We start from the raw sequence: 26,462 nt of genomic DNA on the forward strand, positions 1-26,462 counted from the left end.
CGTCCAGGATTGCCTTGCAGCCGGGTCGCGCTCCCTGTCGTAACGGCTCGGCCGTCTGCCAATACCCGCTCGCTACCTGGCCTGTTCAAGAACGCCGAGCGGGGCCCGGGCTTTCTGGGTCGTTCCTCGGCGTGCGCCTCTCGCTCTTGAGGATGCGAGCCACCTTACCGGCCGACCGCGTCAGCCCAGGCAGCTTCTTCACAGCGAGGAACGCCGTGAAGACAAGGAGGATCAGGGCCAGCTCGCTCAATCCGAACATCAGGTCTGGCAAATCTCGGCGGAACTGCCCGCGTCGAATAGCGCGGGCCTCGGTTCGCTGCCGTCGACCAGGACCGCCGCCCTGCCCTCGTGCGACGCCCCGAACTGCGACTCCCACATCACCTTGGTCACCACGCCCCACCTTCGTTGGCCCGGCCAGTGGTTCGGTCTCGATATCCATCGTGACCCCCGCCACCGACCTTCGTACGCCTCTTCGACCAAGATGCACCAGCATCACCGAGAAAGCTGCCATGCACTACACAGGCACCGCACACCACGAACGCACGTCGAAACTGTCGACGTGAGACAGCTCGCGTAGCACGGAGGGCCGGCAACAGAGTGTCCGTCCCACTGGGGCGGACACCGGGCACCGCCTTCAGCCGTCGAGGAGAAGACGGTCGTCAGCGGGGCCGGTCGTGGTGCCGCGTTCGAAGGGACAGGCCATGCGTGAGTGAATGTCCCTGTCGGCCGGGCGCCGTGGTTCAGCGACGGCACAGACCCGCCGCCACGGTCTCCTGAAGGTGCTGCACGGCTTCGCCGGTCTTCGGTTCCAGGGTCATCGTGACGCTGGCGGCGCGGCCGTCGTCGGTGGCCCCGGACCAGGTCCCGAAGCCGGGGATGCCTCCGCTGTGGCCCCAGAAGACGCACGTGTCCGACTGCTTGACCCGCATGATCCCCAGTCCCATGGCGTAGCGGGAGTCCCCCTCCTTCATGGCGACGGTGGTGCGCATCTGCTTGCGCTGGGCCTTCTGGAGGAGACGGTTGCCGTCGTCCTTGAGCAGTGCGGAGAAGAAGCGGTTGAGGTCGGAGCTGGTAGAGACCATCGCGCCCGCCGCCCAGGCCGCGGAGGGGTCGATCGCGGTGACGTTGCGCGCGGGTGCGCCCCCGGGCTCCGGGCGGTAGCCCTGGGGGTGGCGTTCCCGGATGGTCGTCTCGCCGGGGGCGGGGAAGTAGGTGTGGCGCAGCCCCAGCTTCTGGATGACGCGCTGGTCGATCTGCTCGGCGAGGGGCCTGCCGGTGACCCTCTCCACGATCAGGCCGGCCACCAGGTAGTTGGTGTTGCTGTACGACCACTTCTTGCCGGGCTTGAAGAGGGCCTTGTGCTTGAGGGCGATGTCGAGGGCGTCGCGGGGCGAAACGTAGCGGCGCTCCAGGATGTCACTGGTGACGTCGTCCTCGAAGTCGGGCAGTCCACTGGTGTGCTGCAGGAGCTGGCGCACCGTGATGCGCTTCCCGTCGACCCCCTCGCCCCGGACGAGTCCCGGCAGATACTTGTGGACCGGCTTGTTGAGGCTGATCTCGCCCTCGCCGACCAGTTGCAGCACGACCGCCGCGGTGAACGACTTGGTGACGCTGCCGATCCGCACCTGGGCGTCGCGGGGCATCTTCGCGTGCGTGTCCCGGTTCCCCACCCCCGCGGTGTAGGTGCGGAACTTCCCCTTGCCATCCAGCACGCTCGCCAGCGCGCCGGGTGCGTGATCCGAGTCCACCAGCGTCTCAAGACCCTGTCGCACGGGGTCCGGCCGGGCGGCGCTCGCGGGTGCCGCCACACCAGCGGTGACAGCGGTGGCCAGAGCAAGGGTGCTCAGGGCGAGACGTTGACGCATCGGGGTTCCTCCAGAGTGGTGGTGACGGGCCTGAGTGACGAGATCAACTCTGCTGGATGCAGCAGCTGTTGCCCATCAGGGATCACCCTGACCAAACCCCGGCCTGCCTGGGAGCGGACTCCCGTGGCCTGTCCTGGGAGCGGGCTCCCGGTTCGCCCTGAGCACCGCTCACCCGGTCTACTGATGAGCCCACCCGCCTCCGTATCGGGAACGTGCGTCTTGACGTTGTGGCTGCCGCCCGGTGGGCTTTCTGGACGGCCGCAGAGGCACACCGAGCACGCGGCGTCACACCCCCGGCCATCTCTCTGGCCCCCGCCCGGCCGCCTCCCGCCAGCCGGGCCCGACCGAGTTCAGCACGCCGAGTTCGGCGACCCGGCCTCGACCAGGCCCGACTCGTAGGCCGCGATCACCGCCTGGGCGCGGTCGCGAACGTGCGGCTTGGCGAAGACGCTGGTGATGTGGTTCTTGACCGTGGAGGCCCTGACACCCATCGCCGACACGATCTCGGCGTTGTCGAGGCCGGTGGCCAGCAGGTGCCACACCTCGACCTCGCGGGGCGTCAGGCCACCCCCGCCGGGCACCGGTGACGGCGGCTGCGGACGGCGAGACGCCGTGACGTAGGTGGAGATCAACCGGGTGAGCAGGCGGGGCGCCACGGACCGCATCCCCGGTGTGCACAGTGTGCACGGCCGCCACAAGCTCCCCTGGAGAGACGTCCTTAGGCAGGAATCCGCAGGCACCGGCGCGCAGAGCGGCGACCACGTACTCGTCCATGTCGAAGGTGCTCAGCGCCAGGACCCGGCAGGCGGGCAGCTCCCGCGCGAGCCGCTCCGTCGCCTGGACCCCGTCGAGAACCGGCATCCGGATGTCCATCACCACGACGTCGGGCCGGTGCTGGTGCGCGAGCTCGACCGCCCGCTGCCCGTCGTCCGCCTCGGCAACCACGTCGACGGCCGGGTCGGGGGCCAGGATCAGGGCCAACCCCCGCCGCACGAGCGGCTGGTCGTCCGCGATCAGTACGCTGATCCGCTCCGAGGGTCCCGTCATCCGAGCCGCTCCTCTTCGTCGACCGGCGCTGTCGGCAGGGTGGCCGCCACCCGGAAGCCGCCGCCGTCGAGACTGCCGGCCACCAGGCTGCCGCCCTGCAGCGCGACGCGCTCGCGCATGCCGATCAGACCGTACCCACTGCGGCCCGCCCTCGGTCCGACGGCACCGGCCGCCCCCGCCAGGGCGCCCACCAGGGTATCGGCCGACGCGGCGGTGCCGTTGTCGGACACCTCCACGGTGATCCGGCCCGGGTGGTAGGCCAGCCGCACCTGTGCCTGGGCCCGGCCGGCGTGCTTGCGGGTGTTGGTGAGGGCTTCCTGGACGATCCGGAACACCGCGAGGCCCGTGCTCGGCGGCAGCGGACGTTCCTTTCCGAGCACGGCGAAGTCGACGGGCAGGCCGGCCCTCCGGGATTCGTCGACGAGCCGTCCGAGGCTCTCCACACCGGGTTGCGGCACGGACGGCACCTCCTCCCGCTCGTCGTCGGCCCGGAGCACGTCGAGCAGTTGCCGCATCTCCCGCAGCGCGATGCGCCCGGAGCCCTCCAGGGTGACCAGCGCGTCACGCACCACCTCGGTATCACCCCCGAGGTTGGCCTTGGCTCCCCCGGCCATCAGCTGCATGGTGGTGATGTGGTGGGCGACGATGTCGTGCAACTCCCGCGCGATGCGGCGCCGCTCCTGGGCCACCGCGCGGTCGGCCAGCCGCTTGCGCCGGATCTCCACCACGTGCTGCCAGCGCTTCAGCGCCTCGGCCGCAGCGATGACCAGCGCCGCAGCGACCACGCTGCTCGCCAGGTCCGCGACCGGCGGGGGCAGCGGATACCCGCGGCCCAGCAGCGTCACCGCGGCCGCCACGAGGGCGGCCGGCGCCGCCACCACGGGGCCGCAGGACCGGGCCACCGCGAACAGCGCCACGGTGAGCGTGCCGTTGAAGTGGTGCGGCATCGGCCCGCTCATGTTCAGTGCCACGCCCAGGGCCAGCACACCCGCCAATGACGCCAGCGGGTAGCGGCGCCTGGTGAGCAGCGGCACGGCCGCCAGTACGAGCAGAACCAGCGCGGTCAGGGAGACCGGCCGACCGTCGCCCCGGCCGCCGGTCGTGTACCCGAGGATGTCGACGACGGCCGCCCCGGCGGCCACCAGTACGTCACTGGCGGTCCAGGGCAAGCCATCGGCTCTCGGGGACGACGGCAGCGGGCGGTGGTGCGTCGACATGCTGGTGGTGATCCCTTTCCCTGACCGGTCGGTCCGGCCTTCGCCGGTCTACCGCGACCGTCGTTCGTGAGCCGCTCCCACGGCGGCCTGCGGTCCCAGCGCGGAACCAGCGTCCGCGGACCATTCTCACAGTGGCTCCCGGACCCGGGCAGGCACCCCGGATCGATCTCCGACCAGGACCCTGCTCCTAGTCAGGGCCGTATGCCGGACCCAGGCCCTGAAGGCGTTCTCATCCCCCGCTCGGACGACGTCGCCCGGCGCGTCGGCATACAACCGACGCGGCCCCGGCAGAACTCCGTAGCCGGGGAGCCCCTCAGGGACGCGATTTGATTGGTGCGCCGTCGTCTCATCCGTGCGATCAGGACGCCACGTTGGCGCGGGAGCGCGATGCCTGCGTGTCCGCCATGTTCCGTTCCTGGAATTTCACGTCCGTGACACGGCCCACGGTCGTTCTTGCGCCTCCTGACGCGCGATCGAACCGCACGTTGCGTGGTCGTCGACAAGGGCCGCGAGCGCCTGCGGTCGCGAGTCGGCTGCGGGGCACCGTTCGATGCGTACAGCCGCTCCCTGGACCGCGTGCCGAGATCCCCATCCTCCGGGCCCTACTGCCTTCCTGTGGCAGACCCGTCGCGTCCCCTTCCGCTTTCCTCAGCAAATGCGTGGCAGCAGCTCACCCAGTGGCATGTCCACCACGCGCCGGGCGCCGACTAGCGTGCGCAGGGTGACGCGGCCAGGAGGCCCGTCCGTCACGCGGCCTATCAGTGTCGCGGAAGCACCCTCCGGGGAGGCTCGGAGAGCGTCCAAGGAGCCGTCCGCGACCCCGGGGACGACGAAGGCCACCAGGCAGCCCTCGTTGGCGACCGTCAGCGGGTCGAGGCCGAGCATGTCGCAGGCTGCGGCGACCGGTTCGGGGATCGGGAGGGCGCTCTCCTCGATCTCGATCGACACCGCCGAGTCGCGGGCGATCTCGTTCAGGGCGGCGGCGAGGCCGCCTCGGGTCGGGTCCCGCAGGGTGTGTACGGCCGGGCCGTAGGTGCCCAAGGCAGCCACGAGACGGTGCAGGGGACGGGTGTCGGAGGCGATGTCGGACTCGAAGCCGAGGCCTTCGCGAGTGGAGAGGACGGCGGTGCCGTGCAGGCCGATGGGGCCGGACAGCAGGACCGCGTCGCCTGGGCGGGCACGGGCCGCGGACGGAGTGAGGCCCGGGACGCGGCGGCCGACGCCTGTGGTGGTGAGGAACAGTTTGTCGGCGGCACCCCGGCCCACGACCTTGGTGTCGCCCGTGATGACGGGAACGGGAACGGCGCGGGCCGCCTTGCCGACGGCGGCCAGCGCGGCCCGCAGCTCGTGGAGAGGCAGTCCTTCCTCCGCGATCACCGCACAGCTCAGGGCGAGCGGCAGCGCTCCGCGCATCGCGAGGTCGTTGACGGTGCCATGCACCGCGAGGCTGCCGATGTCACCGCCGGGGAAGGTGAGGGGGCTGACCACGAACGCGTCGGTGGACATCATCAGGAGGGGCTGGGTGGGGATGGCGGCCGCGTCTTCCAAGGGCCTGCCGGTGTGTTCCGCCACCGCGGGAAGCACCAAGGTGTCGAGGAGTTCGGCGGTGAGTCTTCCACCCGCGCCGTGGCCGAGCAGCAAGCGGTCGGACTCCTGGTGCGGGACGGGGCAGTCGAGGGTCATGCGGGGGCTCCCTAAGAATGTGAGGCGGCCCGGCCGGAGGCAGGCGGGCGGGTGCGGCCTGCCGCGTGGAACGCCGCGCACGTTCCCTCCGCCGACACCATCGGCGCCCCCAGCGGGGTGCGCGGCGTGCACCGCGTTCCGTACGCCGGGCACTGGGTGGGCAGCAAGGAGCCGGTCAGAACGGCGCCCGCGACGCACTCGGAGTCCTCCGTGGAGCGCAGGCCGGTGAGGTCGAAGCGGCGGGTGGCGTCGAAGCGCGCGTAGCGCGGGGCGAGGTCGAGGCCGCTGGCGGGCAGCGTGCCGAGGCCGCGCCAGGCGCGGTCGGTGACGCGGAAGACGCGGCGCAGCACGTCCTGGGCTTCGGTGTTGCCGACGCGGCGTACGGCGCGCGCGTACTGGTTCTGCACTTCGTGGCGTCCGGACTCCAGTTGGCGCACCGCCATGAGGATGCCTTCGATGAGGTCGAGGGGTTCGAAGCCGGTGACCACGATCGGGACGCGGTGGGCGGCGGCGATCGGCTCGTAGGCTTGCCAGCCCATGACCGCGCACACGTGCCCGGCCGCCAAGAAAGCCTGGACCTCGCAGTCGTCGGAGGCCAGGAGGGTGGTCATGGCGGGTGGGACGAGGACGTGGCTGACCAGCATCGAGAAGTTGTCCAGGCCGAGCCGTTCGGCGTGCAGGACGGCCATGGCGTTGGCGGGGGCGGTGGTCTCGAATCCGACGGCCAGGAAGACGACGTGGCGTTCTGGGCGGGCGGCAGCGGTGCGGACCGCGTCCGTGGGGGTGTAGACCACACGTACGTCCGCACCGCGGGCCCTCAGCGACAGCAGGTCCGTCGCCGTGCCCGGCACGCGCAGCATGTCTCCGAAGCTGGTGAGGATCACTTCGGGGCGTGCGGCGAGGGCCATGGCCCGGTCGAGGGTCTCCAGCGGGGTGACGCAGACGGGGCAGCCGGGGCCGTGGATCATGCGGATGCCCGCGGGCAGCAGTTCGTCGATGCCCTGGCGGACCAGGGTGTGGGTCTGGCCGCCGCACACCTCCATGATCTGCCAGGGGCGGGTGGCGACGCGGCGCAGCTCGTCCAGGAGGCGGCGGGCCAGCGCCGGGTCGCGGTATTCGTCGAGGTACTTCACGGCTCGCTCACGGCGTGGGACAGGTCGAGGCGGATGTCGACGACTCCCTCGACCGCGCGGGCCGCCCGGGCGAGCACGGGCACGAGGGCTTTGTCGCGCAGGGTGCCGACGAGCGTGACGACGCCCTGCTGCACGCGGACCTCGATCCCCTCCGAGGACGGCAGGGAGGCGAGGACACTGCCGCGGATCTCCTCGGCGATGTCCTCGTCCTCACGCAGAAAGACCTTGAGCAGGTCGCTGCGGCTCACGACGCCTTGCAGCAGTCCGGATGCGTCGACGACGGGCAGCCTCTTGACGCGGCGCCGCGCCATGATCCGGGCAGCTTCCGCGAGGGTGGCGTCGGCGTGGACGGTGACAGCGGGGCTCGACATCAGCTCGCCCGCGGTGACCGCGCCGGCCTTGGCCATGTCGGACAGGCGGCGCAGGACGTCGTAGCGGGTGGGGTCGGCGTCGCGCAGCTCCTCCTTGGGCAGCAGGTCCGCCTCGGACACGACGCCGATGACGCGGCCTTCGCCCTCCAGGACCGGCAGGGCGCTGACGTGCCACTGCTCGATGAGCTCGACGACCTCCTTGAACGGGGCGTCACGGCCGATGGCGATCGTGGTGTGGGTCATCACGTCGCTCACGTGGTGCGGGGAGTTCGCGGGCGGCGGGTCGGTACGCGGTGTTTCGGGCACGGGAGCCTCCGGTGGTGCGGTCGACGGTCAGGTCGAGGAAGTGGGTGGAGCAGGAGATGCACGGGTCGTGGTTGCGGATCGCCCGTTCGCACAGGTCCGTCAGTTCGGCGTCGGTCACGTCCCGCGCGGCGAGCGCCCGGGACGCGGCGCGGCGCAGGTCGGCCTCGATCGCGCCCTGGTTCTGCGCGGTCGGGGGTACGAGCAGGGCGTCGGTGACGGTGCCGTCGGCGTCGAGGGCGTAGCGGTGGTAGAGCAGTCCGCGCGGGGCCTCGGTCGCGCCGTGTCCGGTGCCTTCGGCGGGTGGGACCTCGACGTGCGGGTGTGACGGGGGTTCGTACGTCTCGATGATCCGTAGGGCCTCGTCGACGGCGTACACGACCTCGACGGCTCTGATCAGGATCGAGCGGTAGGGGTTGCGGCAGACGCTCCCGTCGTAGGGGTCGCCGAGCCCGGCCTCGCGGGCCGCCTCCACCGCCGTGCGGGACAGCCATCGGCCGCTGATCGCGAACCGGGCCAGGGAGCCGGTGAGGTGGCGGCGGCCGTCGAGCCGGGAGTGCAGGGCGGTGGAGTGCGACACTTGCTCCTCGCGTACGTGCAGCGGGAATGCGTACACGGGGAAGGCGGTGAGGGTGTCGTCGCCGCGCAGGACGGTCGGCGTCCCCGATTCGATGGCGTACGTTCCGGGGGTGGCGAGGGCCAGGAGGTCGGCGTCGACCTCGGCGTCGGGGAAGTCGAAGCCCGCCGCCCAGCGCACGGTCTCCAAGGCGTCGTCCAGGGCGCGCCGCAGCCGCTCGGCCAGTGGTCGTAGTTCACCGGGCGTGGGGGCGCGGTGGAAGCCGCCGAGGCGGACGTTGACGGGGTGGATGGCGCGACCGCCGAGCAGTTCGAGCAGGGCGTTGCCCGTCTGCTTCAGGCGCAGGCCCCGCTCGACGTCCCGGCGGTGGGTGCGGGCGAGGTCGATCGCGCCGTCGCAGCCGAGGAAGTCGGGGGCGTGCAGCAGGTAGATGTGCAGGGTCTGGCTCTCGATCCACTCCGCGCAGTACAGCAGGCGGCGCAGCGCGCGGATCGGGGGCGGGATGTCGACGCCGCAGGCGTCCTCGATGGCCGCACAGGCGCTCAACTGGTAGGCGACCGGGCAGATCCCGCAAACGCGCGCGGTGATGTCCGGCGGTTCGGTGTGGGCACGGCCGCGCAGCAGCGCCTCGAAGAAGCGGGGCGGTTCGTAGATGTTGAGGTGGGCCTCGGTCACTTCGCCGTCGTGGACGCGCAGCCGGAGGGCGCCCTCGCCCTCCACGCGGGAGAGCGAGCCGACGTGCAGCACACGGGAACCGCGGTGAGTCACGGCCGTTCCTCCTCTGCGAGGGCGTCGAAAGCGGGGGCGTTGAAGGTGTGCAGAAGGCGTTCGACGGCCCGCTCGTCGAGGCCGTCGCGGCGCAGCAGGGGCAGCAGGGCGGGCAGGTTCGCCGAGCCTGAGGGGCCGAAGCAGCCGAAGCAGCCGCGTCCGTAGGCGGGGCAGAGCGCGCCGCAGCCTGCGTGGGTGACCGGGCCCAGACAGGGGGTGCCGTGGGCGACGGTGACGCAGACGGTGCCGCGCCGCTTGCAGGCGAAGCACACGCTGTGGTCAGGTATATCGGGTTTGCGTCCGGCGAGGTGGGCGGTGAGGACCTCCAGGAGCTGGCCGCGGTCGATGGGGCAGCCGCGCAGCTCGAAGTCGACGTCCACGTGCGCGGACACCGGCGTGGAGGTGGCCAGGGTGTCGAGGTAGTCGGGCCGGGCGTACACGGTGCGGGCGAACTCCGCGACGTCGGCGAGGTTCCGCAGCGCCTGGATACCACCCGCCGTCGCGCAGGCACCGATGGTGATCAGGTGCCGGGACTCGGCCCTGATGCGCCGGACGCGGGCGGCGTCCTCGGCGGTGGTCACGGAGCCTTCGACGAGCGCCACGTCGTAGGGTCCCGGGCGTACCGCGCTGGACGCCTCCAGGAAGTGGGCGATCTCCACCTGCCCCGCGAGGCCGAGGAGTTCGTCCTCGCAGTCCAGCAAGGTGAGCTGGCAGCCGTCGCAGGAGGCCAGTTTGAACACGGCGAGTGTGGGCGTGGTCTGCGCGGCGGGGGTGGACATCACAACTCCCTCACGGACAGCAGTTGTTCGGCCAGGGTCCAGTCGACGACCGGGCCGTCGCGGCACAGCAGCAGCGGGCCGAGTTGGCAGTGGCCGCAGGTCCCGGTGGCGCAGCGCATGTTCCGTTCCAGGGACACGCGGATATGGTCGGCGGCGACGCCGCGGTGGACCAGGTCGCGTGCGGTCGCGCGGATCATGGGTTCGGGACCGCAGACGAAGGCCCAGGACCGCGCGGGGGCGTACTGCGCGCGGTCCAGGAGGCGGGTGACCAGGCCGACTTCACCGGCCCACGCGGGGTCCGCGCGGTCGACCGTGACACCGGTGTACGCGGTCGTCCACCGGCGCGTCTCGTGCTTGGACAGCAGGTCGGCCGGGGTACGGGCGCCGATGAGGACGTTGACACGGCCGTAGCGGTGCGGGGCGGCGACCGCGTCGCGGATCAGGGGGCGCAGCGGGGCGAGCCCGATGCCGCCCGCCACCACGATCACGTCCTGGTCCCGCGCCCGCTCCAGTTCCCAGCCGGTGCCGTAGGGGCCGCGCAGCCCCAGGACGTCGCCGGGTCCGGCGGCGCACAGTCCTGTGGAGACGGCTCCGACGGCCCGTACGGTGTGGGCGAGGCCCCCGGTGGTGGGAATGGAGCTCACCGAGAGCGGGATCTCACCCCGGCCGAAGCAGTGCACCATGGCGAACTGGCCGGGCACGAAGTCCGCGAGCGCCACGCCGACGGGGTCGAGGCGGAGGGTGACCGTGTCCGGCGTCTCGCGCCAACGGGCGGTGACGCGGTGGGGTACGGGCAGGCGGGGCTCGGGGTCCGCCGTCGGTGCGCGGCGGCGGGTGGGGGCGGCGGTGGACGTGGTCATCGTGCACCGCCGCTGCCGTAGGGAGGGAACAGCCACGACCAGCTGACCAGTTCGTCGGGGCCGGTCGTCTCGATGCTCAGGAGGCGGGCGCGGTGTTCGGCGCTCAGTGCCCGCGTCCAGCGGTCCGCGGCCGTGGTGGTGTCGTTCATGGGGCTTCCTCCCCGACCCCCTGGGCCGTCCGCGCGTCCGCCGTGGCCTTCGCGTCGCGTTCGGCGGCGAGCGCGGCAACCTCTTCGGTGATGTCGATGCCGACCGGGCACCAGGCGACGCAGCGTCCGCAGCCCACACAGCCGCCGGTGTCGAACTGGTCGTGCCAGGTGGAGAGCTTGTGGGTGAGCCATTGGCGGTAGCGGCTGCGCGCCGAGGCCCGCACGGGGCCGCTGTGGAGGCGGGAGAAGTCCAGGTCGAAGCAGGAGTCCCAGCGCTGCCACCGCTCGGTGTGGTCCCCGGTGAGGTCGGTGACTTCCTCGGTGGTCGTGCAGAAGCACGTGGGGCACACCATGGTGCAGTTGGCACAGGTCAGGCAGCGGGAGGCGACGTCGTCCCAGTGGTCGGCGTCCGTGCTGGCCCCGATCAGGGCCTTCAGGTCGACCGGTGGCAAAGTTCGACCCATCCGGTCACGGGCGGCGTCGACGGCTCCCCGGGCCATGGACTCGGTCGTCAGGTCCGCTTCCCGGTGCGGAATCGCGGCGAGCAGCCGGGCGCCGTGCTCGCTGCCCACGCGGACGAAGAAGCGGTGGCCGTCCTCGTCGACGACCTCGGTGAGCGCGAGGTCGAAGCCCGTGTCGGCCGCGGGGCCCCCGCCGGTGGAGACGCAGAAGCAGGTCGCGCCGGGCTCGGTGCACTCTGCGGCTATCAGCAGCGCCCCCCTCCGGCGCTGCTGATAGCCGCGGTCCGGGTGGCGACCGCCGGCGAGGACGCGGTCCTGGATCGCGAGGGCGCGCAGGTCGCAGGGCCGGACACCGACGAAGGCGTAGGAAGGCGCCTCGGGACGGTGCTCGGTGAACACCGGCACGCCGTCCTGTCCGCGCCGTGCGCTCCACAACTGCTCCCGCTGTGGGTGCAGGTAGGCCTTCCACGACTGCGGTCCGGCGCAGTGCGCGAACGCCGCGCCGTCCTCACGTGGTGTCAACCGGTAGCGTCCCGCGTCGAGTTCGACGCCCCAGCCGAAGGGGAGTTCGTCGGCGGACTCCAGAACGTCGAGGCCGATCGCGCCGTCGCGGACCGTCGGGCCCACGACGGTGCGGCCCTCCGCCACCAGCGTGGCGACCAGGGCGGCGAGGCCGTTCCGGTCGATCACTGCCGTGGTTCCGGTGGCGGCCATGGTGTCCTCCTACGCCGTGTGCGCTGTGGTGCGGACGTCCGTCAGGCATCCCTTCGACGACCAGCGTCGTGGCCGGGGTCGGAGTAGGACAGGGGCTGTGCGGGCCCGGGCGGTGGCCGGTGGGCTTCGGCCCCGGGCCCGGGTGGGCCCGGCCCGGATGCCGCTCACGCCTGCGGAGCCGTCAGTGTCCGGAGCTCCCGCGCGACGCCCTCCGCCCAGGCCGAGACCGCCACGAAGTCCCGGAAGTCTCCGCCCTTCCCTGATGCGACGATCCTGTGCGCGAGCCAGCCGTCGGCCCGCTCATCGAGCCGTCCGCCGAACGTGATGTGTCCACGGGCGCCGAGGCGGTGGGCCTGGCGTCGCACCGAGGGCGGGGGCGGAAGGGTCCGCTGCGCGGCCGAGGAGTCCAGCGGTCCGCTGCTGAACAGCCACAGCGGGAGCCGGGCCAGAGCCGCGCGGTGGCGGCGCGCGAAGCGGCGGGCGTCGCGCTGCCACCGCCCGGCGTACAGCGCGCCGCCGAGGACCACCGCCGCGTACGGCGTCAGGTCCCGTACGAGACCTGCCGACCGCACCTCGACGAGCAGGCCGGCCTTGCGGAGGGTGTCGCCGACCGTCCGGGCCAGTTCGGCGGTCGAACCGTACGTCGATCCGTACGCGACGAGGACCACGGGTGCCATTGCCGTACCTCCCTCACAGTTTGCGCAGCCAGTCGTCGGCCACGCCCTTGAGCGCCTCGTCGCTGGGCCGCAGATGGGAGTCGTCGAAGCGGTAGGTGAGCTTGTGGACGACTACCACGACGCCGTCGATCTGCTGGGTCATGCGCACGGCCACGGGTACCTCGCTGCGCCGCTCCAGCTGTCCGCGCAGGGTCACCACGCCGTCGAGGACTTCCACCTCTACGGTCTGCGGAGCCAGCCACAGCGTGTCCACCATGACCTGCTCAACGACCTCGCGGCGGATCTCGTCGTCGGGCCGCAGGAAGACCTGGAGCAGGTCGCGGCGGGTGACGATGCCGACGAGCCGGTCCTCGTCGTCGACGACCGGGAGTCGTTCGACGCGGTGCCTGGCCATGGTGCGGGCGGCCTCGGCGATGGTGTCGTCCGCGTACACCGTCAGGGCCGGCTGCGACATCAGCTCTCCCGCGGTGCGGGCGCGGGCCTTGGCCTCGCGCCCGCGCGCGCCCGGCAGCAGCTTGCGCCAGTGGATCGTACGGGCGGGCTCGTACGGGTCCTCGGCCTCCGCCTGCCGCATCATGAGGTCGGTCTCGGAGAGCACTCCGACGACGTATTCGTCCGCGTCGACCACCGGCAGGCCGCTGATGCGGTGGTCGTCCAGGAGCCGGGCCACCTCCTTGAACGGTGTGTCGTACGTCGCGGTGACGACGTCGCTCGTCATGACCGAGCCGACTTTGCTGTGCTTCATGTACGTTCGCCTCCTTGGCGTCCCGCTCGGACTCAGCGGAGTTGTCGCAGTTGTCGCAGGTAGGGGTCGTGGGAGTAGCGCGGCAGGAGCCGGATCCGTACGTCCAGTGGGGTGATCCGTTCGGGCCGGGCCAGGACCGGGTTGAGGTCGGCCTCGGCGAGCTGCGGCAGGTCCTCGGCGAGCCGTGAGAGCCGCAGCAGCAGTTGCTCCAGGCCTTCGAGGTCGACCGGCCCGCCACCGCCGCGGCCGAAGAGCAGCGGCGCGCAGCGCGGCGCGGTGATCAGGTCGTGCGCGTCGTGGTCGGTGAGGGGCGCGAGTCGGGCCGCGTGGTCGGCGAGTACCTCGGTGGCGGTGCCGCCCAGGCCGAAGAGGACCAGGGGGCCGAAGATCTCGTCCTGGACGACGCCCGCGAACAGTTCGGTGCCGCGTGCGGCGAGCGGCTGGACGACGACGCCGGTCATCAGGTGCCCGAAGCGGGTCTCCAGGTCCCGGAAGGCGGCGCGGACCTGGGAGTCGCCACGCAGGTCGAGATGGAGGGCGCGCTGCTCCGCCTTGTGCAGCAGGCCCGGCCAGTGGGCCTTGAGGACGACGAGTCCGTCCGGGCCCTTGAGGCGTTCGGCGGCGAGTACCGCGTCGTCCTCGGTCTCGGCCCAGGCCCAGGGCAGTTGGGGGATGCCGTAGCAGTCCAGGAGTTCGGCGCATTCGTCCGGGCCGAGCCAGCCGCCCTCGGGATGCCGGTCGAGGTAGGCGTCGACCGCCGCGCGGGCGCGGGGCGCGTCCACGCCGGCGAGCGCGGGGGTGGTGCCGGGCGGCCGGGCGAGCCACCGGCCGCGTTCGACCGCGTGGGCCAGGGCGCGGGCGGCCGCCTGCGGCTCGGCGTACGCGGGCACGGTGCCGGTGGCGTCGGGCAGCAGCCGTACCGGCTGCTCCTGGTCGATGAGCACCGCGGCGACCGTCTTGTCACGACACCGGTCCGGGGCGTGGGTGAGGGACCGGACCAGAACGTCGCCGGTCGCCGCGGCGACCGCGGTGGGCACGAGCGCCACCAGGACCGCGTCGACGCACCCGCTCGCCGCGACGCGGTCGACGCAGGCACGCAGTTGCTCTTCACTGACGGCGGCGGTGACGTCGACGGGGTTGGTGGCGGCGGCCCCGGCGGGAAGCACACCGAGCACGTCGTCAATGAGACACGGGTCGAGCGGCGGCAGACTGAGACCGGCCTCGGCACACGCGTCGGCGGCCAGCACTCCGGCACCGCCCGCGTTCGTGACCACCGCTACACGAGGCCCCGACGGCAGCGGCTGGGAGTGCAGCAGGGCCGCTGCTTCCAGCAGTTCGGAAACCGAGTCCGTCGCCGTGACCCCCGCCTGGGCGAACAGCGCCCGGCGGGTCATGGTCCCGGTGGCGGCCGCCGCGGTGTGGGACGCGGCGGCGGCGCGGCCCGCCTCGGTCCGCCCGGCGTCGACCGTCAGGATGGGCATCTGCCGGGTCACGCGACGGGCCGTGCGGGAGAAGGCCCGCGGATTGCCGAAGGACTCCAGGTGCAGCAGCGCCAGGTCGGTGGTTCCGTCGCACTCCCACCACTGCAACAGGTCATTGCCGCTCACGTCGTACTTGTCGCCGAGCGAGACGAAGCTGGACACGCCGACGCCGAGCCGGGCCAGGCCGCCGAGCAGTGCGATGCCCACGCCGCCGGACTGCACGGCCACGCCCGCGGTGCCGGGGGCGGGGTGGGCGGCGGCGAAGGTGGCGTCCATGCTGATGTCCGCCTCGGTGTTGGCCAGGCCGAGGCAGTTGGGGCCGACCAGGCGCATGCCGTGGGTGCGGCAGGCGTCCAGCAGGGCCCTCGCCTGGGCGGCGTCCAGGCCGGAGGAGACGGTGAGCAGGGCGCGTACGCCGAACTTGCCGCACTCCTCGGCGACGTCCGGGACGCGTTCCGCGGGCACGGCGAGCACGGCGAGGTCCGGCACCTGGGGCAGGGAGCCCACACTGGGGTAGGCGTGGACGCCCAGAACCATGACCGCGCGTGGGTTCACGGCGTACACACGACCCTGGAAGCCGCCGGTGCGCAGATTGCGCAGCACGGCCCGGCCCACCGAACCCGGCTTGCTGCCCGCGCCGACGATCACGACCGACTCCGGGCGCAGCAGGGACCGCAGGCTCGCCACGTCGGCGGTGCGGCCACGGGCCTCCACGGAGGTCAGATAGGCGTCGGTCTGCTCGAGTTGGACGACGCACCGCACCTCGTTGCCCGCGAAGTGGCGCGCGGTGCTCAGGCCGAGGTCGGCGAACACCTTCAGCACTTCGTGGTTGTCGGCGAGCGCGTCCGCGGTGAACGCGGTGACGCCGTCGGCACGGGCCGCGGACACCAGGTGTTCCAGCAGGAGGGTGCCCACGCCCCGGTGGTGCCAGTCGTCCGCGACGGCCAGCGCGATCTCGGCGGTGACCTGCCCCGGAATCGAGAGGTCCGCCCCGGCGACCTCGTACTCGGTGATCCCGATCAGGCGGTCCTCGTGCTCGGCGAGGAGCGCGCGGTAGCAGCTGCGTTCGGCTCCCGCGGGCGTCGAGTCGCGGGGCGCGCTACTCCTGCGCACGCGGGCCGCGGCCTGCGCGGCCGAGCGCCGGCTGGCCACGAAGAACCTGAACCGCAGGTACTCCGGTGACATCGCCTCGTACAGGCGCAGCACCGCGTCGTGGTCGTCCGGCGTCGCGCACCGGAGGCGGATGGTGGTGCCGTCGGCCAGCAGGGCGTGCGTGGATTCGCCGGCCGTGGCGCGCGGAGCGGGAGAGCTGGGAGCGGTGCCGGTCATGACCTACCTCGCGCTTCTGTTCGGTCGGTTGACGTCTTCAGCGTCCGGCCCCGCGGGCGTGCGGCGCAGTGGCCGGGCGGGCAGGAGGCGGGGCCGGGCGTCGCCCGCGGGCGGGCCGAACGGCCCTCAGGGCAGTGGCTCGCCGAGCTCGCCCTCGACCGCTTCGGCCATGGATCGCAGCACCGCCAGCGTGCGGTGGGCCTCCGCCTCGTCCACTTCGGCGATCGCGAAGCCGACGTGCACGATCACGTAGGTGCCGACGGCGGCGTCCGGCGTGTAGCTCAGGCACGCCTCACGCCGTACGCCGCCGAAGTCGACGGTCGCCATGCGCAGCCCTGCTCCGTCGTACACGTCGAGCACGCGACCGGGAATCCCCAGGCACACCGCCGCTCACCCCTTCTTGTGTTCGTCGGCGAGGCGGGCCGCGGCGACGGCCGCCTGGCCGTAGCTGATGCCGCCGTCCCCCACGGGTACCTCACGGCCCACCAGCACCCGCAGCCCCAGGGCACGCAGGTGTCTGCGCACCTGCGTGAGCAGCAGTACGTTGACGAAGCAACCGCCACTCAGGCACACCCTGCGCGGTGCCCCCTCTTCGACGGCACGGGCCACCAGTTCGGCGGTGGCGGCCGCGAGGGCGTGGTGGAAGGCCGCGGCGAGACGGGGGACGGGTTCGCCGCTCGCCTGCCGCTCCAGGAGGTCCGCGAGCGTCGCCGCGCTGTCGTACACCCACAAGTCCCCGACGCGTACGACGTGGTGGCGCAGCGGTGCCGCGCGCGTCCGCCCGGCCGCCGCTTCCAGGGCGGCGGCCGCCTCGCCTTCGTAGCTGTTGGTGTCGACGAGCCCGAGGAGGGCGGCCGCGGTGTCGAAGAGCCGTCCGGCGCTGGAGGCACGGGGGCAGTTGACACCGCGCTCGACCATGGCGCGCACCACCTCGGTCTGACGGGGGTCGATCCGGCCCAGGAACGCGCGCGCGGCTTCCGGGCGGGAAGGCGTGCCGAGCGGTTCGGCGCCGAAGAGGTGGCCGAGGGCCATGCGGCAGGGGTGGCGCACGGCCGCGTCGCCGCCGGGCAGCGGCGCCGTGGCGAACCGTGCCACGCGCCGGTAGCTCCGCAGGTCCGCGACCAGCACCTCCCCGCCCCACAGCGTCCCGTCGTCGCCCAGGCCGAGCCCGTCGTAGGCGACGCCGAGGAACGGTCCGCGCAGCCCGTGCTCGGCGGCGCACGCGGCGACGTGCGCGTGATGGTGCTGCACGGGCACGGGTCGCAGGGGCTGGGCCAGCGCCCACTGGGTGGAGAGGTAGCCCGGGTGCGGGTCGTGCGCCACGGCACGCGGGGTGATGCCGGTGAGACGGCACAGGTCGACATACCCGCCCTCGAAGGCCTCGTACGTGGCCGCGTCCGCCAAGTCACCGTGGTGCGGGCCGAGATGGGCGCGGCTCGCCTCGGCGAGCGTCAGGGTGTGCTTGAGCTGGGCACCGGCACCCACCAGGGGCACGGGTGCTTCGGGGGCGAGGGGAAGCGGCACGGGAGCCAGGCCGCGGGCGCGGCGCACGGTGAGCTGAAGCCGTCCGGCGGCGAGGAGGACCGAGTCGTCGTAGCGGGCGCGGATCGGCCGGTCGTGGGTGAGGAAGCCGTCGGCCACGCCGGCGAGGGCGTTCCGGGCGGCGGTGTCGTCGATGGCGATGGGTTCGTCGGAGAGGTTGCCGCTGGTGACGACGAGCGGCCGGTCCAGTTCTCGGGCCAGGAGGTGGTGCAGTCCCGTGGTGGGCAGGAACAGGCCCAGACAGCTGGTGCCGAACGAAGGGCCCGGTCCCGACGTGTCCCGACCGGAGGCGCAGGTCACGGCAGCCAGTGCTCCCCCACGACGAACGCGGCGAGGGCTCAGCAGGACCACGGGGCGCGCGGGCGAGGTCAGCAGCGCCAGCTCCGTGCTGTTCACACGGGCCAGCCGACCGGCCGTGCACAGGTCGCGCACCATCACGGCGAACGGCTTTACTGGTCTGCGCTTGCGCCGCCGCAGCTCGGCCACCGCGGCCGGGTCCGTCGCGTCGCACACCAGCTGATAGCCGCCCAGCCCCTTCACGGCGACGATCCCGCCCCCGGCGACGACGCCCACGGCCGCCTTCAGCGCCCGCTCGCCACGCAGGTCGTCCCAGGCGAGCGTCGGCCCACACGCGGGGCAGGCCACGGGCTCGGCATGGAAGCGCCGGTCACGGGGATCGGCGTACTCCGCGGCGCAGTCGGCGCACATCGGGAACCGGCGCATGGTGGTGCGGATCCTGTCGTACGGCAGGTCCTCGATGATGGTCGCCCGAGGCCCGCAGTCGGTGCAGTTGACGAACGGGTACCGGTAGCGGCGGTCCTCAGGGGCGAACAGCTCGCGCAGACAGGCGGCGCAGATCGCCGCGTCCGGCGGGACTTCGCGCGGCGCGGGTGGCGTGCGCGAGGCGGGGCTGCTGCGGCGTACCGCGAAGGCCTGGGACGCCGTCGCGTCGCCGCTCCCTCCGGATCCCGGGGTACGCAGCGCGTCCAACGGCGTCCAGATGACCTCGCGTACGCGCGCGAGCACGGGCGCGTCCGCGCGCAGCCTGCGCCCGAACTCCACAACGGCATCCGCCGGTCCCGCCACGGCGCCCTCGACGTGGCCGTCCACGTTCGCGACCCAGCCGGTCAGCCGGAGCTCACCGGCGAGCCGGTGCGCGAACGGCCTGAAGCCCACGCCCTGTACGGTGCCGTGGACCACGAAGCCGCGCGTCACATGTGTCACGGCTCGCCCCGTGCGGCCGCGTCCCGGTGTCGTACGATCTCTCGCTCGACGGACTCGGCGAGCGGCCCCACGGCGGCCGCGACCGCGGGCGACAGGCCGGGGCCCAGCGAGTGGTCGGTGCCCTCGACCGCGAACACGACGAGGCGGCCAGGCAACCGGCCGAGCACGCGGGCGAGTTCGACGGCCTCGCCGAGCCCGAGCCCGTGGGAGCTGCCCGCCGCGGGCCGTGCGAGTCGTCCGGCGTCCAGTTCGATGCGGTGGACGCGGCCGGGGGTGCCAGGGTGCGCGTGCGCGGCGTCGAGGATCACCGCGAGGTCGGCGCCCTCCCACAGCGTGATGAGCCGACCGGGTTCACCGTCACTGGTGTCGAGCGTCGTCCCGGGCGGCAGCGGCCGGACCGTGGTCCGTTTCCTGATCCGTGCGACGACCGCCGGGCCCAGCCCGTCGTCGTGCCGGTACTCGTTGCCGACGCCCACCACGGCGATGCGTGTCCGTTCCTTCATGACTCCACGGTCGGCGTCCGCGCCTGGTGGCAAGCAGGGGCCGAACGGTCCCTTCCGGAGGCCGGTGCGCCCGTGTTCCCACTGTCCGCGCCGCGCGACGCTGGCGGCACAGGGAGGTGAGGTCGATGCTCCGGCCGATCGTGGTGGGCCTGGACGGCTCACGTGAGAGTGTCGCCGCCGCGGACTGGGCGGCCAGGGAAGCGTTGCGCCGCGGACTTCCGCTGCGCGTGGTGCACGCCTGGGAGGGGCTGCCGGGGAACGAGGAACCGGTGAGCCTGCCCGAGTTGGCGGCCCCTCGGTACTGGGCGCGGCGGATCCTGCGCTACACCGTCGACCGCCTCGACGAGAACTACCCGCAGGTCCCTGTGACCGCCGAGCAGATCGGCAGGCCGCCCGTCCCGGCGCTGCTCGCCGAGGCCGAGGGCGCGGAGCTGCTGGTGCTCGGCAACCAGGGCTTCGGGGGCCTCGGCGGGCTCCTCGCCGGATCCGTGGCCATGGCGGTGGTGGCTCACGCGCGCACTCCCGTCGTGCTCGTACGCGCCGGGTTCGACGCCGTGGACGAGCACGTGCCCAACGGCGACCACGAGGCCTCGGCCAGGACCCCGTACCGTCCGGTGGTGGTCGCTCTCGACCTGCGCCACGCCTGCGACTCCCTGCTCGCCTTCGCCTTCGAGGCGGCCCGCCACCGTGCCGCGCCGCTGCACGTCGTGCACGCCTGGCGGCTGCCGAACACGCGCGCCGACACGGACGCACAGGGGCACGTGCCGACGCAGCGGGATGCCGAGTGGGTGCTGGAGTCCGTGCTCGAACCGTGGAAGGACAAGTACCCCCAGGTCGCTGTCCACGCGACGGCTGAGCACGGCCGCCCGGTTCCCGCGGTGTCACGTGCCGCGCGGTACGCGGGCCTGCTCGTCCTGGGCCGCGAGGTGCGGCACGGTGGGCTGGGAAGCCGTACGGGCCATGTCACGCACATGGCCATCCATCAGGCGCGCTGCCCCGTCACCGTCGTCGCGCACGAATGAGGGGTGTGGCACCTCTTTGACGGTGCCCGCTGAAGACGTCACCGTGGGGTGGTGTGACGATGCGGAAGTTCCGGCGGGCGAGGAGCCCGGGCTGGCGGTGGCAGAGCAACCCGCTGCGCCGCCGCAGTGACGTGGTGGAGGCTTGGATCTTCCTGCTCGCCTGGGTGGCCGGGCTGGTCGGGGGCACCGCGGCGGGCGTCGTCGGCGCGCACGCCATGGAGGGCGCCGTCGAGCGCCAGCGGGCGGAACGGCACCCGGTTCAGGCCGTCCTGTCGGAGACCGCGCCGTCCGGTGCGCGTGACGGGGACACCGGCGCAGAGTTCGACCGCGTGCGGGCCGCGGTGCGCTGGGCCGACGGCGACGGCGCCCTCCACCGGGGCAGGACGTCCGTGCGGCCCGGCACCGAGAAGGGCACCGCGCTGACCCTGTGGGCCGACCGGCACGACCGCCTGGTGTCCTCCCCCATGAGCCGCGCCGAGGGCGCCACGCGTGCGGTGATGACTGGCGCCGGAGCCTCTTCGGTCACCTGCCTGGTGTTCCTCGCGGGCGGGCGCGCGGTGCGGCTGCGCGTCGAGCGGCGGGCCACCGAACGGTGGGGCCAGGAGTGGGATCAGCTCGGCCCTCAGTGGGGTCGTACCGCCGGTTGACGGCAGGCTCGGCGCCACGGAGCATCCGGCCTCTTGGCAGAGTGGCTTCCACCTCGCCCCTGCCCCTCCCGAACCCCCACACATGAGCTGGGGCCCGCGGCCGCCTGCGGGCCCCAGCTACTTCTCATACGCCTCTCACTGCCGCTTCGAGGTTCTGTGCGGCCCGACGGCCACCTTCGCCACTCTGCCTCCGTGGTCTCGATGACGCCCCGGTCAGCGTCGGCGTACCGCGGCGGCCAGGCGGCCACGACGACCGGCAGAGAGGCACTCCACGCGCCGTCCAGGGTTCCGCGCCGGATCGCGACACGGGGGATCCGCGCGAAGGAGGCCGTTCGTGTCACGGCCTGTCGTCCCCTCCCGGTGGGCCTGGTGGACCGGCGTCAAGGACTTCCAGCACCTGTCCCGGCGCCGACCGCGTGCTCAACGCTGGTACGACCGATCGGCCGCGCGAGGGCCGACCGCCCGTCAGCGCCACTCCCCCGCCCCCGGAGGAAGGAAGCACACCGCCATGGTCCAGTACGTGTACGCGTTCACCGAGGGCCGCCGCGACATGGCCGACCTGCTCGGCGGCAAGGGCGCCAACCTGGCCGAGATGACCCGGCTCGGCCTTCCCGTACCGCCCGGCTTCACCCTCACCACCGAGGCCTGCCGGGCCTACCTCACCACCGGAGCCGAGCCCGACGGCCTGGCCGCAGAGATCGCCGCGCACCTGGCCGGCCTGGAGCGGGCGGCCGGGCGGCGGCTCGGGCAGGCGGACGACCCGCTGCTGCTCTCCGTGCGCTCCGGGGCACGGTTCTCCATGCCCGGCATGATGGAGACCGTCCTCGACATCGGGCTCACCGACGACTCCGTGCGGGGCCTGGCCAAGGTGTCGGGGAGCGACCGCTTCGCCTACGACTCCTACCGCCGCCTCATCCAGATGTTCGGCAGCACGGTGATGGGCGTCGACCCGGCCCTGTTCGAAGGCGCCCTCTCCCGCCTGAAGGAGTCGCGGGGCGTCCCCGACGACCTGCACCTGGACGCCGCCGACCTCGCCCGGCTCGTCGAGACCTACAAGGTCCTGATCCGTGAGGGCGTCGGCGAACCCTTCCCGCAGGACCCCGCCGAGCAGCTGCGCCGGTCGATCCGCGCCGTCTTCGCGTCCTGGAACAGCGAGCGGGCCCGCCTCTACCGCCGCCGCGAACACATCGCCGACGACCTGGGCACCGCGATCAACGTCCAGCGCATGGTCTTCGGCAACCTCGGCCCCGACTCCGGCAGCGGCGTCGCCTTCACCCGCGACCCGGCGACCGGCCGCCCCGGCCCGTACGGGGACTATCTGTCCAACGCCCAGGGTGAGGACGTCGTCGCGGGCATCCGCAACACCGTGCCCCTGACCGAGCTCCAGCGACTGGCCCCGTCGTCGTACGCGCGGCTGCGCGAGCACTTGGAGACCCTCGAAACCCACTACCGGGACCTGTGCGACATCGAGTTCACCATCGAACGCGGCACGCTGTGGATGCTGCAGACGCGGGTCGGCAAACGCACCGCCGAGGCCGCTTTCGCCATTGCCGCCGAACTGGCCGACGAGGGCCTGATCACCCCCGACGAGGCACTGGCCCGCGTCGGCGGCGAGGGCCTGGCCCGGCTGATGTTCCCGCGGTTCGACGCCACGGCCGTCGGTGAGGCGCTCGCGCACGGCCTTCCGGCGTCGCCCGGCGCCGCCGTGGGCACAGCGGTCTTCGACTGCGCCGAGGCGGTGCGCCGCGCCGCCACCGGAGAGGCCGTCGTCCTGGTGCGGCAGGAGACCACCCCGGACGACCTGCCGGGCATGGTCGCGGCCCAGGCCGTCGTCACCAGCCGCGGCGGCAAGACCAGCCACGCGGCCGTCGTCGCCCGCGGCATGGGCAAGGTCTGCGTGTGCGGCGCCGAGCAGCTCGACGTGGACCTGAGCAAGCGCCGCTTCACCGCGCGCGGCGTCACCGTCGAGGAGGGCACCGTCATCTCCGTCGACGGCTCCACCGGGGCCGTCCACGCCGGGGCGGTCCCGCTGGTCGACTCCGTGGTCATGCGGTACTTCGAGACGGGCGAGAGCTCCGCCGGGCTGGTCGACGCGGTGGCCCGCGCCATGGGCCGGGCCGACACCGTCCGGCGCATGGAGGTACGGGCGAACGCCGACACACCGGAGGACGCCGCGCGGGCCCGCCGCTTCGGCGCGCAGGGCATCGGCCTGTGCCGCACCGAGCACATGTTCCTCGGCGACCGGCGGCAACTGGTCGAGGCCATGATTCTGGCCCGCACCGACGAGGACCGCGAGCGGGCGCTGGAGGCCCTGCTGCCCCTCCAGCGGCAGGACTTCGTCGGGATTCTGGAGGCCATGGACGGCCTGCCCGTCACCATCCGTCTCCTCGACCCGCCGCTGCACGAGTTCCTGCCCGACCGCACCGAACTCGCCGTCCGCATCGCCGCCGCCGAGGCACACGGCGACGGGACGAGCGAGCACGACGCCGAGCTGCTCGACGCCGTGAACCGCATGCACGAGGAGAACCCCATGCTCGGCCTGCGCGGCGTACGCCTGGGCCTGGTGGCGCCGGGCCTCGTCGCCATGCAGGTGCGGGCCATCGCCGAAGCCGTGGTGGAGCGCAAGCGGGCGGGCGGGGACCCGCGCGCCGAGATCATGGTCCCGCTCATCGACACGGTCGAGGAGCTGCGTCTCGTGCGCGAGGAGGTGGAGCAGGTGCTCGCCGAGGTCTCGGCGGCCGCGGGCGTCCCGGTCACGTGCCCGGTCGGCACGATGATCGAGCTGCCGAGGGCCGCGCTCACCGCGAGGCACATCGCGCGCGAGGCGGAGTTCTTCTCCTTCGGCACGAACGACCTCACCCAGACCACCTGGGGCTTCTCTCGCGATGACGTCGAGGCGGCCTTCTTCTCCGCCTACCTCGACAAGGGCATCTTCAAGGTGTCCCCGTTCGAGACGATCGACCGGGAGGGCGTCGGCCGGCTGGTCGAGATCGCCGTCGCCGAGGGCCGGGCCGCCAGGGCCGGGCTGAAGATCGGGGTCTGCGGCGAGCACGGCGGCGACCCGGCGTCGATCGGCTTCTTCCACGCGGCGGGCCTCGACTACGTCTCCTGCTCCCCGTTCCGCGTGCCGGTGGCCCGCCTCGAGGCGGGCCGGGCGGCTCTCGCCGGTACGGACACGAGTGACACCAGGTGACGGAGATTGTGAGGGCAGGAAGGGAGCTGGCGCGATGTATGCCAGGCGAAAGTGGTCGTCGAGCGCCGAGGGGCAGGTACGTGTATCCGACCTTGCCGGTACCCGGGCTGGTGCGTTTTGAGACGCGGACGGCATCGGTGCCGACGCCGTGTATGCGACGGCCACCGCCAGTCGGGATTCGCCCGGGCTTCTTGACGTCGCCATGGGTAGGGTCGCCAATGCGCTCGTGCTGATAGCGGATAACCCCATGCAATTGCTCGCTACTGGGACTGGCAGACCCTTGGCGACCTCCGCTCCGCCTCCTCAACGCGTCCCTCTACCCCGCCATTCCGCTGCCACTGTCGTCTCCTACAGCGGGCCGTCCGGCCCGGTGAGCACGGCCTCGCCCGTCTCCCCGAAGCCGTCGCCGACCTGCTGCTAGCTGGGGCTGTCGGCACGGGCCGCCCTCGACTCCAGCGCCGCTGGGGTCGCATCGATCTGCCGATGAAGGGGGAGAGCACTCGTCACCTCTATGGCTGGTGCCAGGTTCCTGCTCTTGCGTGTGCCTAATGGCTGCGCACCTTCGCTCGTGGCGGACGTGGGCTCAGCTGTCTTCTGTGCGCCGGAGGTGACGAGCGTGGTTCTCCAGTGGCGGCCCAAGCGGCGACGGCGCCGTGGGCGGACCGTATCGCAGCCCACCGTCATACACGCGAACCATGGCCCCTTCGGCGGATCACGCAACGCGTCGTACTCTCCGATTGCCAGCTCGCGATGGGAGGACATGCTCTGGCAGGTGTCACACCGCATCTTGTACACGTTGAGCAGCTTCATCCTGGGCAGGCTGACGGTTGCGACCGGTCCGTCCATGGAGTCCAGGCGGCCGCACAGCTGACACGACATCAGCCTGCCCCTGCCCCGGGGCGCGAAGTCCACCACCCGGTGCATCAGGCTGTTCCACTCGGCCTTGGTCAGTCCATCCTCACCCATTCGCCGGTGGCAACTGGAGCACAGCATGGCCCTCATCGGGGAGGCTGCTTCGCGCGCAGCAGGATCCGGCAGGAACCGCCGCAGCACCCGGCCCCGCCTACTGAGCGTCAACCAAGCACGGGCGGCTTCGACAAGCTGCGGCTCGAGCCGCCACAGGACCCAGACTGAGCAGCACACGAGGGCAGTAGTGCTCGCGGGGATCAGCCACGCTACGGTCCGCCAGCCTTCCGGTGACAGGATCGGATCACGGTTCCAACTGTCGGCGGGCATCGCGAGCCGCAGCCCGCCGCCGACCGCGAGCCAAAGGAATGAGACCCCCGCGACCGCGGCGACAAGCGCGGTGCGCAGCAGGAGTATGGCGCGGGAGCAGTGCCGGGCCACGGTGCCGGGATGCTTGCCGATCAGAACGGCTGTCTCGTCCCGGGTGTAGTCCAGCGCGTGGGTTGCCCACACGGCGGTGCGTTGCGGCGTGGTCAGCGCCTGCATCGCCCGGTGCACCGCGTCCCGGTTGTCCACCAGCGCACTGAAGTCGGCGACAGCTGGGGCCGGGCAGCACAGCGGGTCGGCGGCCCGCCGCTCGTCAAGACGGCGGTGCTCCCCCAGCCGAGCCGCGATGTGTACGACTTCGGTACGGATCAGCTTGTACAGGTACGCGCGTGGCCGTCGCACGGCCCCTGGGTCCTTCAGCGCCGTGACGAGTGCGCTGCTGACGATGTCGTCGGCATCCGCCGCCGACTCCGGCACTCCGGCATCGGCAAGCAGTCGGCGAGCCTTGCTCGTCATCTCACCCTGGTACTGGGCAAAGACCCGGCCCAGCGTCTCGGCGGTCACCGCCTCCGGCTCAGCCACGGGCCTGTCCCTTCACTCGCTTCGCCTGCTCCCGCCCGCCCGATGGCACCGGCCTCGGGCTCAGGCCGCTGTGCTCAGCACGGATGATCTCGGCCTTACCCTGTGCCCGAATCCGGTACGCCACGCTGTTCAGCAGTTTCTTCAGGCTTGGGACCACCAGCAGGAACACCAGCGCCACGATGCCAAAGACCTCCACGGCCTGTCCTCCTCTTCAGTGTGCGGCCGTTGAGCGCTCCGGTGCCCGGGCGGCGGCCGTTCTTACTGATGGGCCGCGAGCCTCCCGTTTTGATGACACTCCACCCAAGGCTCTTTCCGCCCACCGAGCCACAGACCGATACGGCGCCCCCTAAACCCGAA

At 72.5% G+C, this 26,462-nt stretch carries 23 protein-coding genes and 1 pseudogene; 3 read left to right on the plus strand and 21 right to left on the minus strand.

All coding sequences use genetic code 11. The features are described from left to right. Window positions 1-85 precede the first annotated feature (85 nt). From MQV74_RS06005 to MQV74_RS06090, 19 genes and pseudogenes are all read right to left on the minus strand, one after another. On the minus strand, window positions 86-259 hold the full coding sequence (locus tag MQV74_RS06005; RefSeq protein ID WP_242714982.1) for a Sec-independent protein translocase TatA: 174 nt from the start codon (window positions 257-259) through the stop codon (window positions 86-88). Further along, window positions 259-390 (minus strand): hypothetical protein, encoded by a 132-nt coding sequence (locus tag MQV74_RS40725; RefSeq protein WP_278194093.1) that lies wholly within the window; start codon window positions 388-390, stop codon window positions 259-261. Before MQV74_RS40725 ends, MQV74_RS06005 begins: the two co-directional genes overlap by 1 nt. Window positions 391-740: 350 nt before the next feature. Next, window positions 741-1,865, minus strand: coding sequence for a serine hydrolase domain-containing protein (locus MQV74_RS06010; protein ID WP_242714983.1), 1,125 nt, complete (start codon window positions 1,863-1,865; stop codon window positions 741-743). A 350-nt stretch (window positions 1,866-2,215) separates the two neighbouring features. Further along, window positions 2,216-2,912, minus strand: a pseudogene (locus MQV74_RS06015) (response regulator). Further along, window positions 2,909-4,129, minus strand: a complete 1,221-nt coding sequence (locus MQV74_RS06020; RefSeq protein ID WP_242714984.1) for a sensor histidine kinase — start codon at window positions 4,127-4,129, stop codon at window positions 2,909-2,911. Before MQV74_RS06020 ends, MQV74_RS06015 begins: the two are co-directional and overlap by 4 nt. Before the next feature lie 648 nt (window positions 4,130-4,777). Next, window positions 4,778-5,812, minus strand: a complete 1,035-nt coding sequence (gene hypE / locus MQV74_RS06025) for a hydrogenase expression/formation protein HypE (protein WP_242714985.1) — start codon at window positions 5,810-5,812, stop codon at window positions 4,778-4,780. Between the two features lie 11 nt (window positions 5,813-5,823). Continuing rightward, complete coding sequence (gene hypD / locus MQV74_RS06030) at window positions 5,824-6,945, minus strand: hydrogenase formation protein HypD (protein WP_242714986.1); 1,122 nt, start codon at window positions 6,943-6,945, stop codon at window positions 5,824-5,826. Next, window positions 6,942-7,559 carry a CBS domain-containing protein gene (locus tag MQV74_RS06035; RefSeq protein WP_242714987.1) on the minus strand — a complete coding sequence of 206 codons (618 nt, stop codon included), beginning with the start codon at window positions 7,557-7,559 and terminating at the stop codon, window positions 6,942-6,944. The genes hypD and MQV74_RS06035 overlap by 4 nt, the downstream gene beginning before the upstream one ends. Beyond that, window positions 7,528-8,964 carry a Ni/Fe hydrogenase subunit alpha gene (locus MQV74_RS06040; protein ID WP_242714988.1) on the minus strand — a complete coding sequence of 479 codons (1,437 nt, stop codon included), beginning with the start codon at window positions 8,962-8,964 and terminating at the stop codon, window positions 7,528-7,530. Before MQV74_RS06040 ends, MQV74_RS06035 begins: the two co-directional genes overlap by 32 nt. Continuing rightward, complete coding sequence (locus MQV74_RS06045; RefSeq protein WP_242714989.1) at window positions 8,961-9,743, minus strand: oxidoreductase; 783 nt, start codon at window positions 9,741-9,743, stop codon at window positions 8,961-8,963. The genes MQV74_RS06040 and MQV74_RS06045 overlap by 4 nt, the downstream gene beginning before the upstream one ends. Beyond that, entirely contained in the window at window positions 9,743-10,603 is an 861-nt protein-coding gene (locus tag MQV74_RS06050) for an FAD/NAD(P)-binding protein (protein ID WP_242714990.1), read from the minus strand. The genes MQV74_RS06045 and MQV74_RS06050 overlap by 1 nt, the downstream gene beginning before the upstream one ends. Further along, window positions 10,600-10,752: a hypothetical protein gene (locus MQV74_RS06055; protein WP_242714991.1), complete on the minus strand. Its 153-nt coding sequence runs from the start codon at window positions 10,750-10,752 to the stop codon at window positions 10,600-10,602. The genes MQV74_RS06050 and MQV74_RS06055 overlap by 4 nt, the downstream gene beginning before the upstream one ends. Next, window positions 10,749-11,927: a 4Fe-4S dicluster domain-containing protein gene (locus tag MQV74_RS06060; RefSeq protein WP_242714992.1), complete on the minus strand. Its 1,179-nt coding sequence runs from the start codon at window positions 11,925-11,927 to the stop codon at window positions 10,749-10,751. Before MQV74_RS06060 ends, MQV74_RS06055 begins: the two co-directional genes overlap by 4 nt. Before the next feature lie 164 nt (window positions 11,928-12,091). Further along, window positions 12,092-12,604 carry a flavodoxin domain-containing protein gene (locus MQV74_RS06065; RefSeq protein WP_242714993.1) on the minus strand — a complete coding sequence of 171 codons (513 nt, stop codon included), beginning with the start codon at window positions 12,602-12,604 and terminating at the stop codon, window positions 12,092-12,094. Between the two features lie 13 nt (window positions 12,605-12,617). Continuing rightward, window positions 12,618-13,349 (minus strand): CBS domain-containing protein, encoded by a 732-nt coding sequence (locus tag MQV74_RS06070; RefSeq protein ID WP_242714994.1) that lies wholly within the window; start codon window positions 13,347-13,349, stop codon window positions 12,618-12,620. A gap of 32 nt (window positions 13,350-13,381) precedes the next feature. Next, complete coding sequence (locus MQV74_RS06075) at window positions 13,382-16,159, minus strand: bifunctional acetate--CoA ligase family protein/GNAT family N-acetyltransferase (RefSeq protein ID WP_242714995.1); 2,778 nt, start codon at window positions 16,157-16,159, stop codon at window positions 13,382-13,384. A 126-nt stretch (window positions 16,160-16,285) separates the two neighbouring features. Further along, a complete protein-coding gene (locus MQV74_RS06080) occupies window positions 16,286-16,543 on the minus strand; it encodes a HypC/HybG/HupF family hydrogenase formation chaperone (RefSeq protein ID WP_242714996.1) in 258 nt (85 codons plus the stop codon). A gap of 6 nt (window positions 16,544-16,549) precedes the next feature. Next, complete coding sequence (gene hypF, locus MQV74_RS06085) at window positions 16,550-18,925, minus strand: carbamoyltransferase HypF (protein WP_242714997.1); 2,376 nt, start codon at window positions 18,923-18,925, stop codon at window positions 16,550-16,552. After that, a complete protein-coding gene (locus MQV74_RS06090) occupies window positions 18,922-19,428 on the minus strand; it encodes a hydrogenase maturation protease (RefSeq protein WP_242714998.1) in 507 nt (168 codons plus the stop codon). The genes hypF and MQV74_RS06090 overlap by 4 nt, the downstream gene beginning before the upstream one ends. 125 nt (window positions 19,429-19,553) lie before the next feature. Here MQV74_RS06090 and MQV74_RS06095 point away from each other — a divergent pair, with 125 nt between their 5' ends. The 3 genes from MQV74_RS06095 to ppdK all read left to right on the plus strand — a co-directional run bounded on the left by MQV74_RS06095 (window position 19,554) and on the right by ppdK (window position 24,290). After that, window positions 19,554-20,450: a universal stress protein gene (locus MQV74_RS06095; protein ID WP_242714999.1), complete on the plus strand. Its 897-nt coding sequence runs from the start codon at window positions 19,554-19,556 to the stop codon at window positions 20,448-20,450. A gap of 59 nt (window positions 20,451-20,509) precedes the next feature. After that, the gene (locus tag MQV74_RS06100) at window positions 20,510-21,097 is read left to right on the plus strand and encodes an Rv1733c family protein (protein ID WP_242728518.1); all 588 of its coding nucleotides are present in this window, start codon (window positions 20,510-20,512) and stop codon (window positions 21,095-21,097) included. Window positions 21,098-21,605: 508 nt separating this feature from the next. Next, the gene (gene ppdK, locus MQV74_RS06105) at window positions 21,606-24,290 is read left to right on the plus strand and encodes a pyruvate, phosphate dikinase (protein ID WP_242715000.1); all 2,685 of its coding nucleotides are present in this window, start codon (window positions 21,606-21,608) and stop codon (window positions 24,288-24,290) included. A 417-nt stretch (window positions 24,291-24,707) separates the two neighbouring features. Here ppdK and MQV74_RS06115 read toward each other — a convergent pair whose 3' ends face one another. Both MQV74_RS06115 and MQV74_RS06120 read right to left on the minus strand, forming a co-directional pair. Continuing rightward, a complete protein-coding gene (locus MQV74_RS06115; protein ID WP_242715001.1) occupies window positions 24,708-26,105 on the minus strand; it encodes an RNA polymerase sigma factor in 1,398 nt (465 codons plus the stop codon). Then, on the minus strand, window positions 26,098-26,301 hold the full coding sequence (locus MQV74_RS06120; protein WP_242715002.1) for a hypothetical protein: 204 nt from the start codon (window positions 26,299-26,301) through the stop codon (window positions 26,098-26,100). Before MQV74_RS06120 ends, MQV74_RS06115 begins: the two co-directional genes overlap by 8 nt. Between the last annotated feature and the right edge of the window lie 161 nt (window positions 26,302-26,462).

Source organism: Streptomyces sp. AN091965 (genome assembly GCF_022698285.1).
Lineage (GTDB): Bacteria > Actinomycetota > Actinomycetes > Streptomycetales > Streptomycetaceae > Streptomyces.

Coding starts and splice junctions, on each gene's coding strand:
- MQV74_RS06005 (WP_242714982.1), bottom strand. CDS start 259: ATGTTCGGATTGAGCGAGCTGGCCCTGATCCTCCTTGTCTTCACGGCG.
- MQV74_RS06010 (WP_242714983.1), bottom strand. CDS start 1,865: ATGCGTCAACGTCTCGCCCTGAGCACCCTTGCTCTGGCCACCGCTGTC.
- MQV74_RS06020 (WP_242714984.1), bottom strand. CDS start 4,129: ATGTCGACGCACCACCGCCCGCTGCCGTCGTCCCCGAGAGCCGATGGC.
- hypE (WP_242714985.1), bottom strand. CDS start 5,812: ATGACCCTCGACTGCCCCGTCCCGCACCAGGAGTCCGACCGCTTGCTG.
- MQV74_RS06035 (WP_242714987.1), bottom strand. CDS start 7,559: ATGACCCACACCACGATCGCCATCGGCCGTGACGCCCCGTTCAAGGAG.
- MQV74_RS06045 (WP_242714989.1), bottom strand. CDS start 9,743: ATGTCCACCCCCGCCGCGCAGACCACGCCCACACTCGCCGTGTTCAAA.
- MQV74_RS06050 (WP_242714990.1), bottom strand. CDS start 10,603: ATGACCACGTCCACCGCCGCCCCCACCCGCCGCCGCGCACCGACGGCG.
- MQV74_RS06055 (WP_242714991.1), bottom strand. CDS start 10,752: ATGAACGACACCACCACGGCCGCGGACCGCTGGACGCGGGCACTGAGC.
- MQV74_RS06060 (WP_242714992.1), bottom strand. CDS start 11,927: ATGGCCGCCACCGGAACCACGGCAGTGATCGACCGGAACGGCCTCGCC.
- MQV74_RS06065 (WP_242714993.1), bottom strand. CDS start 12,604: ATGGCACCCGTGGTCCTCGTCGCGTACGGATCGACGTACGGTTCGACC.
- MQV74_RS06070 (WP_242714994.1), bottom strand. CDS start 13,349: ATGAAGCACAGCAAAGTCGGCTCGGTCATGACGAGCGACGTCGTCACC.
- MQV74_RS06075 (WP_242714995.1), bottom strand. CDS start 16,159: ATGACCGGCACCGCTCCCAGCTCTCCCGCTCCGCGCGCCACGGCCGGC.
- MQV74_RS06090 (WP_242714998.1), bottom strand. CDS start 19,428: ATGAAGGAACGGACACGCATCGCCGTGGTGGGCGTCGGCAACGAGTAC.
- MQV74_RS06095 (WP_242714999.1), top strand. CDS start 19,554: ATGCTCCGGCCGATCGTGGTGGGCCTGGACGGCTCACGTGAGAGTGTC.
- MQV74_RS06100 (WP_242728518.1), top strand. CDS start 20,510: ATGCGGAAGTTCCGGCGGGCGAGGAGCCCGGGCTGGCGGTGGCAGAGC.
- ppdK (WP_242715000.1), top strand. CDS start 21,606: ATGGTCCAGTACGTGTACGCGTTCACCGAGGGCCGCCGCGACATGGCC.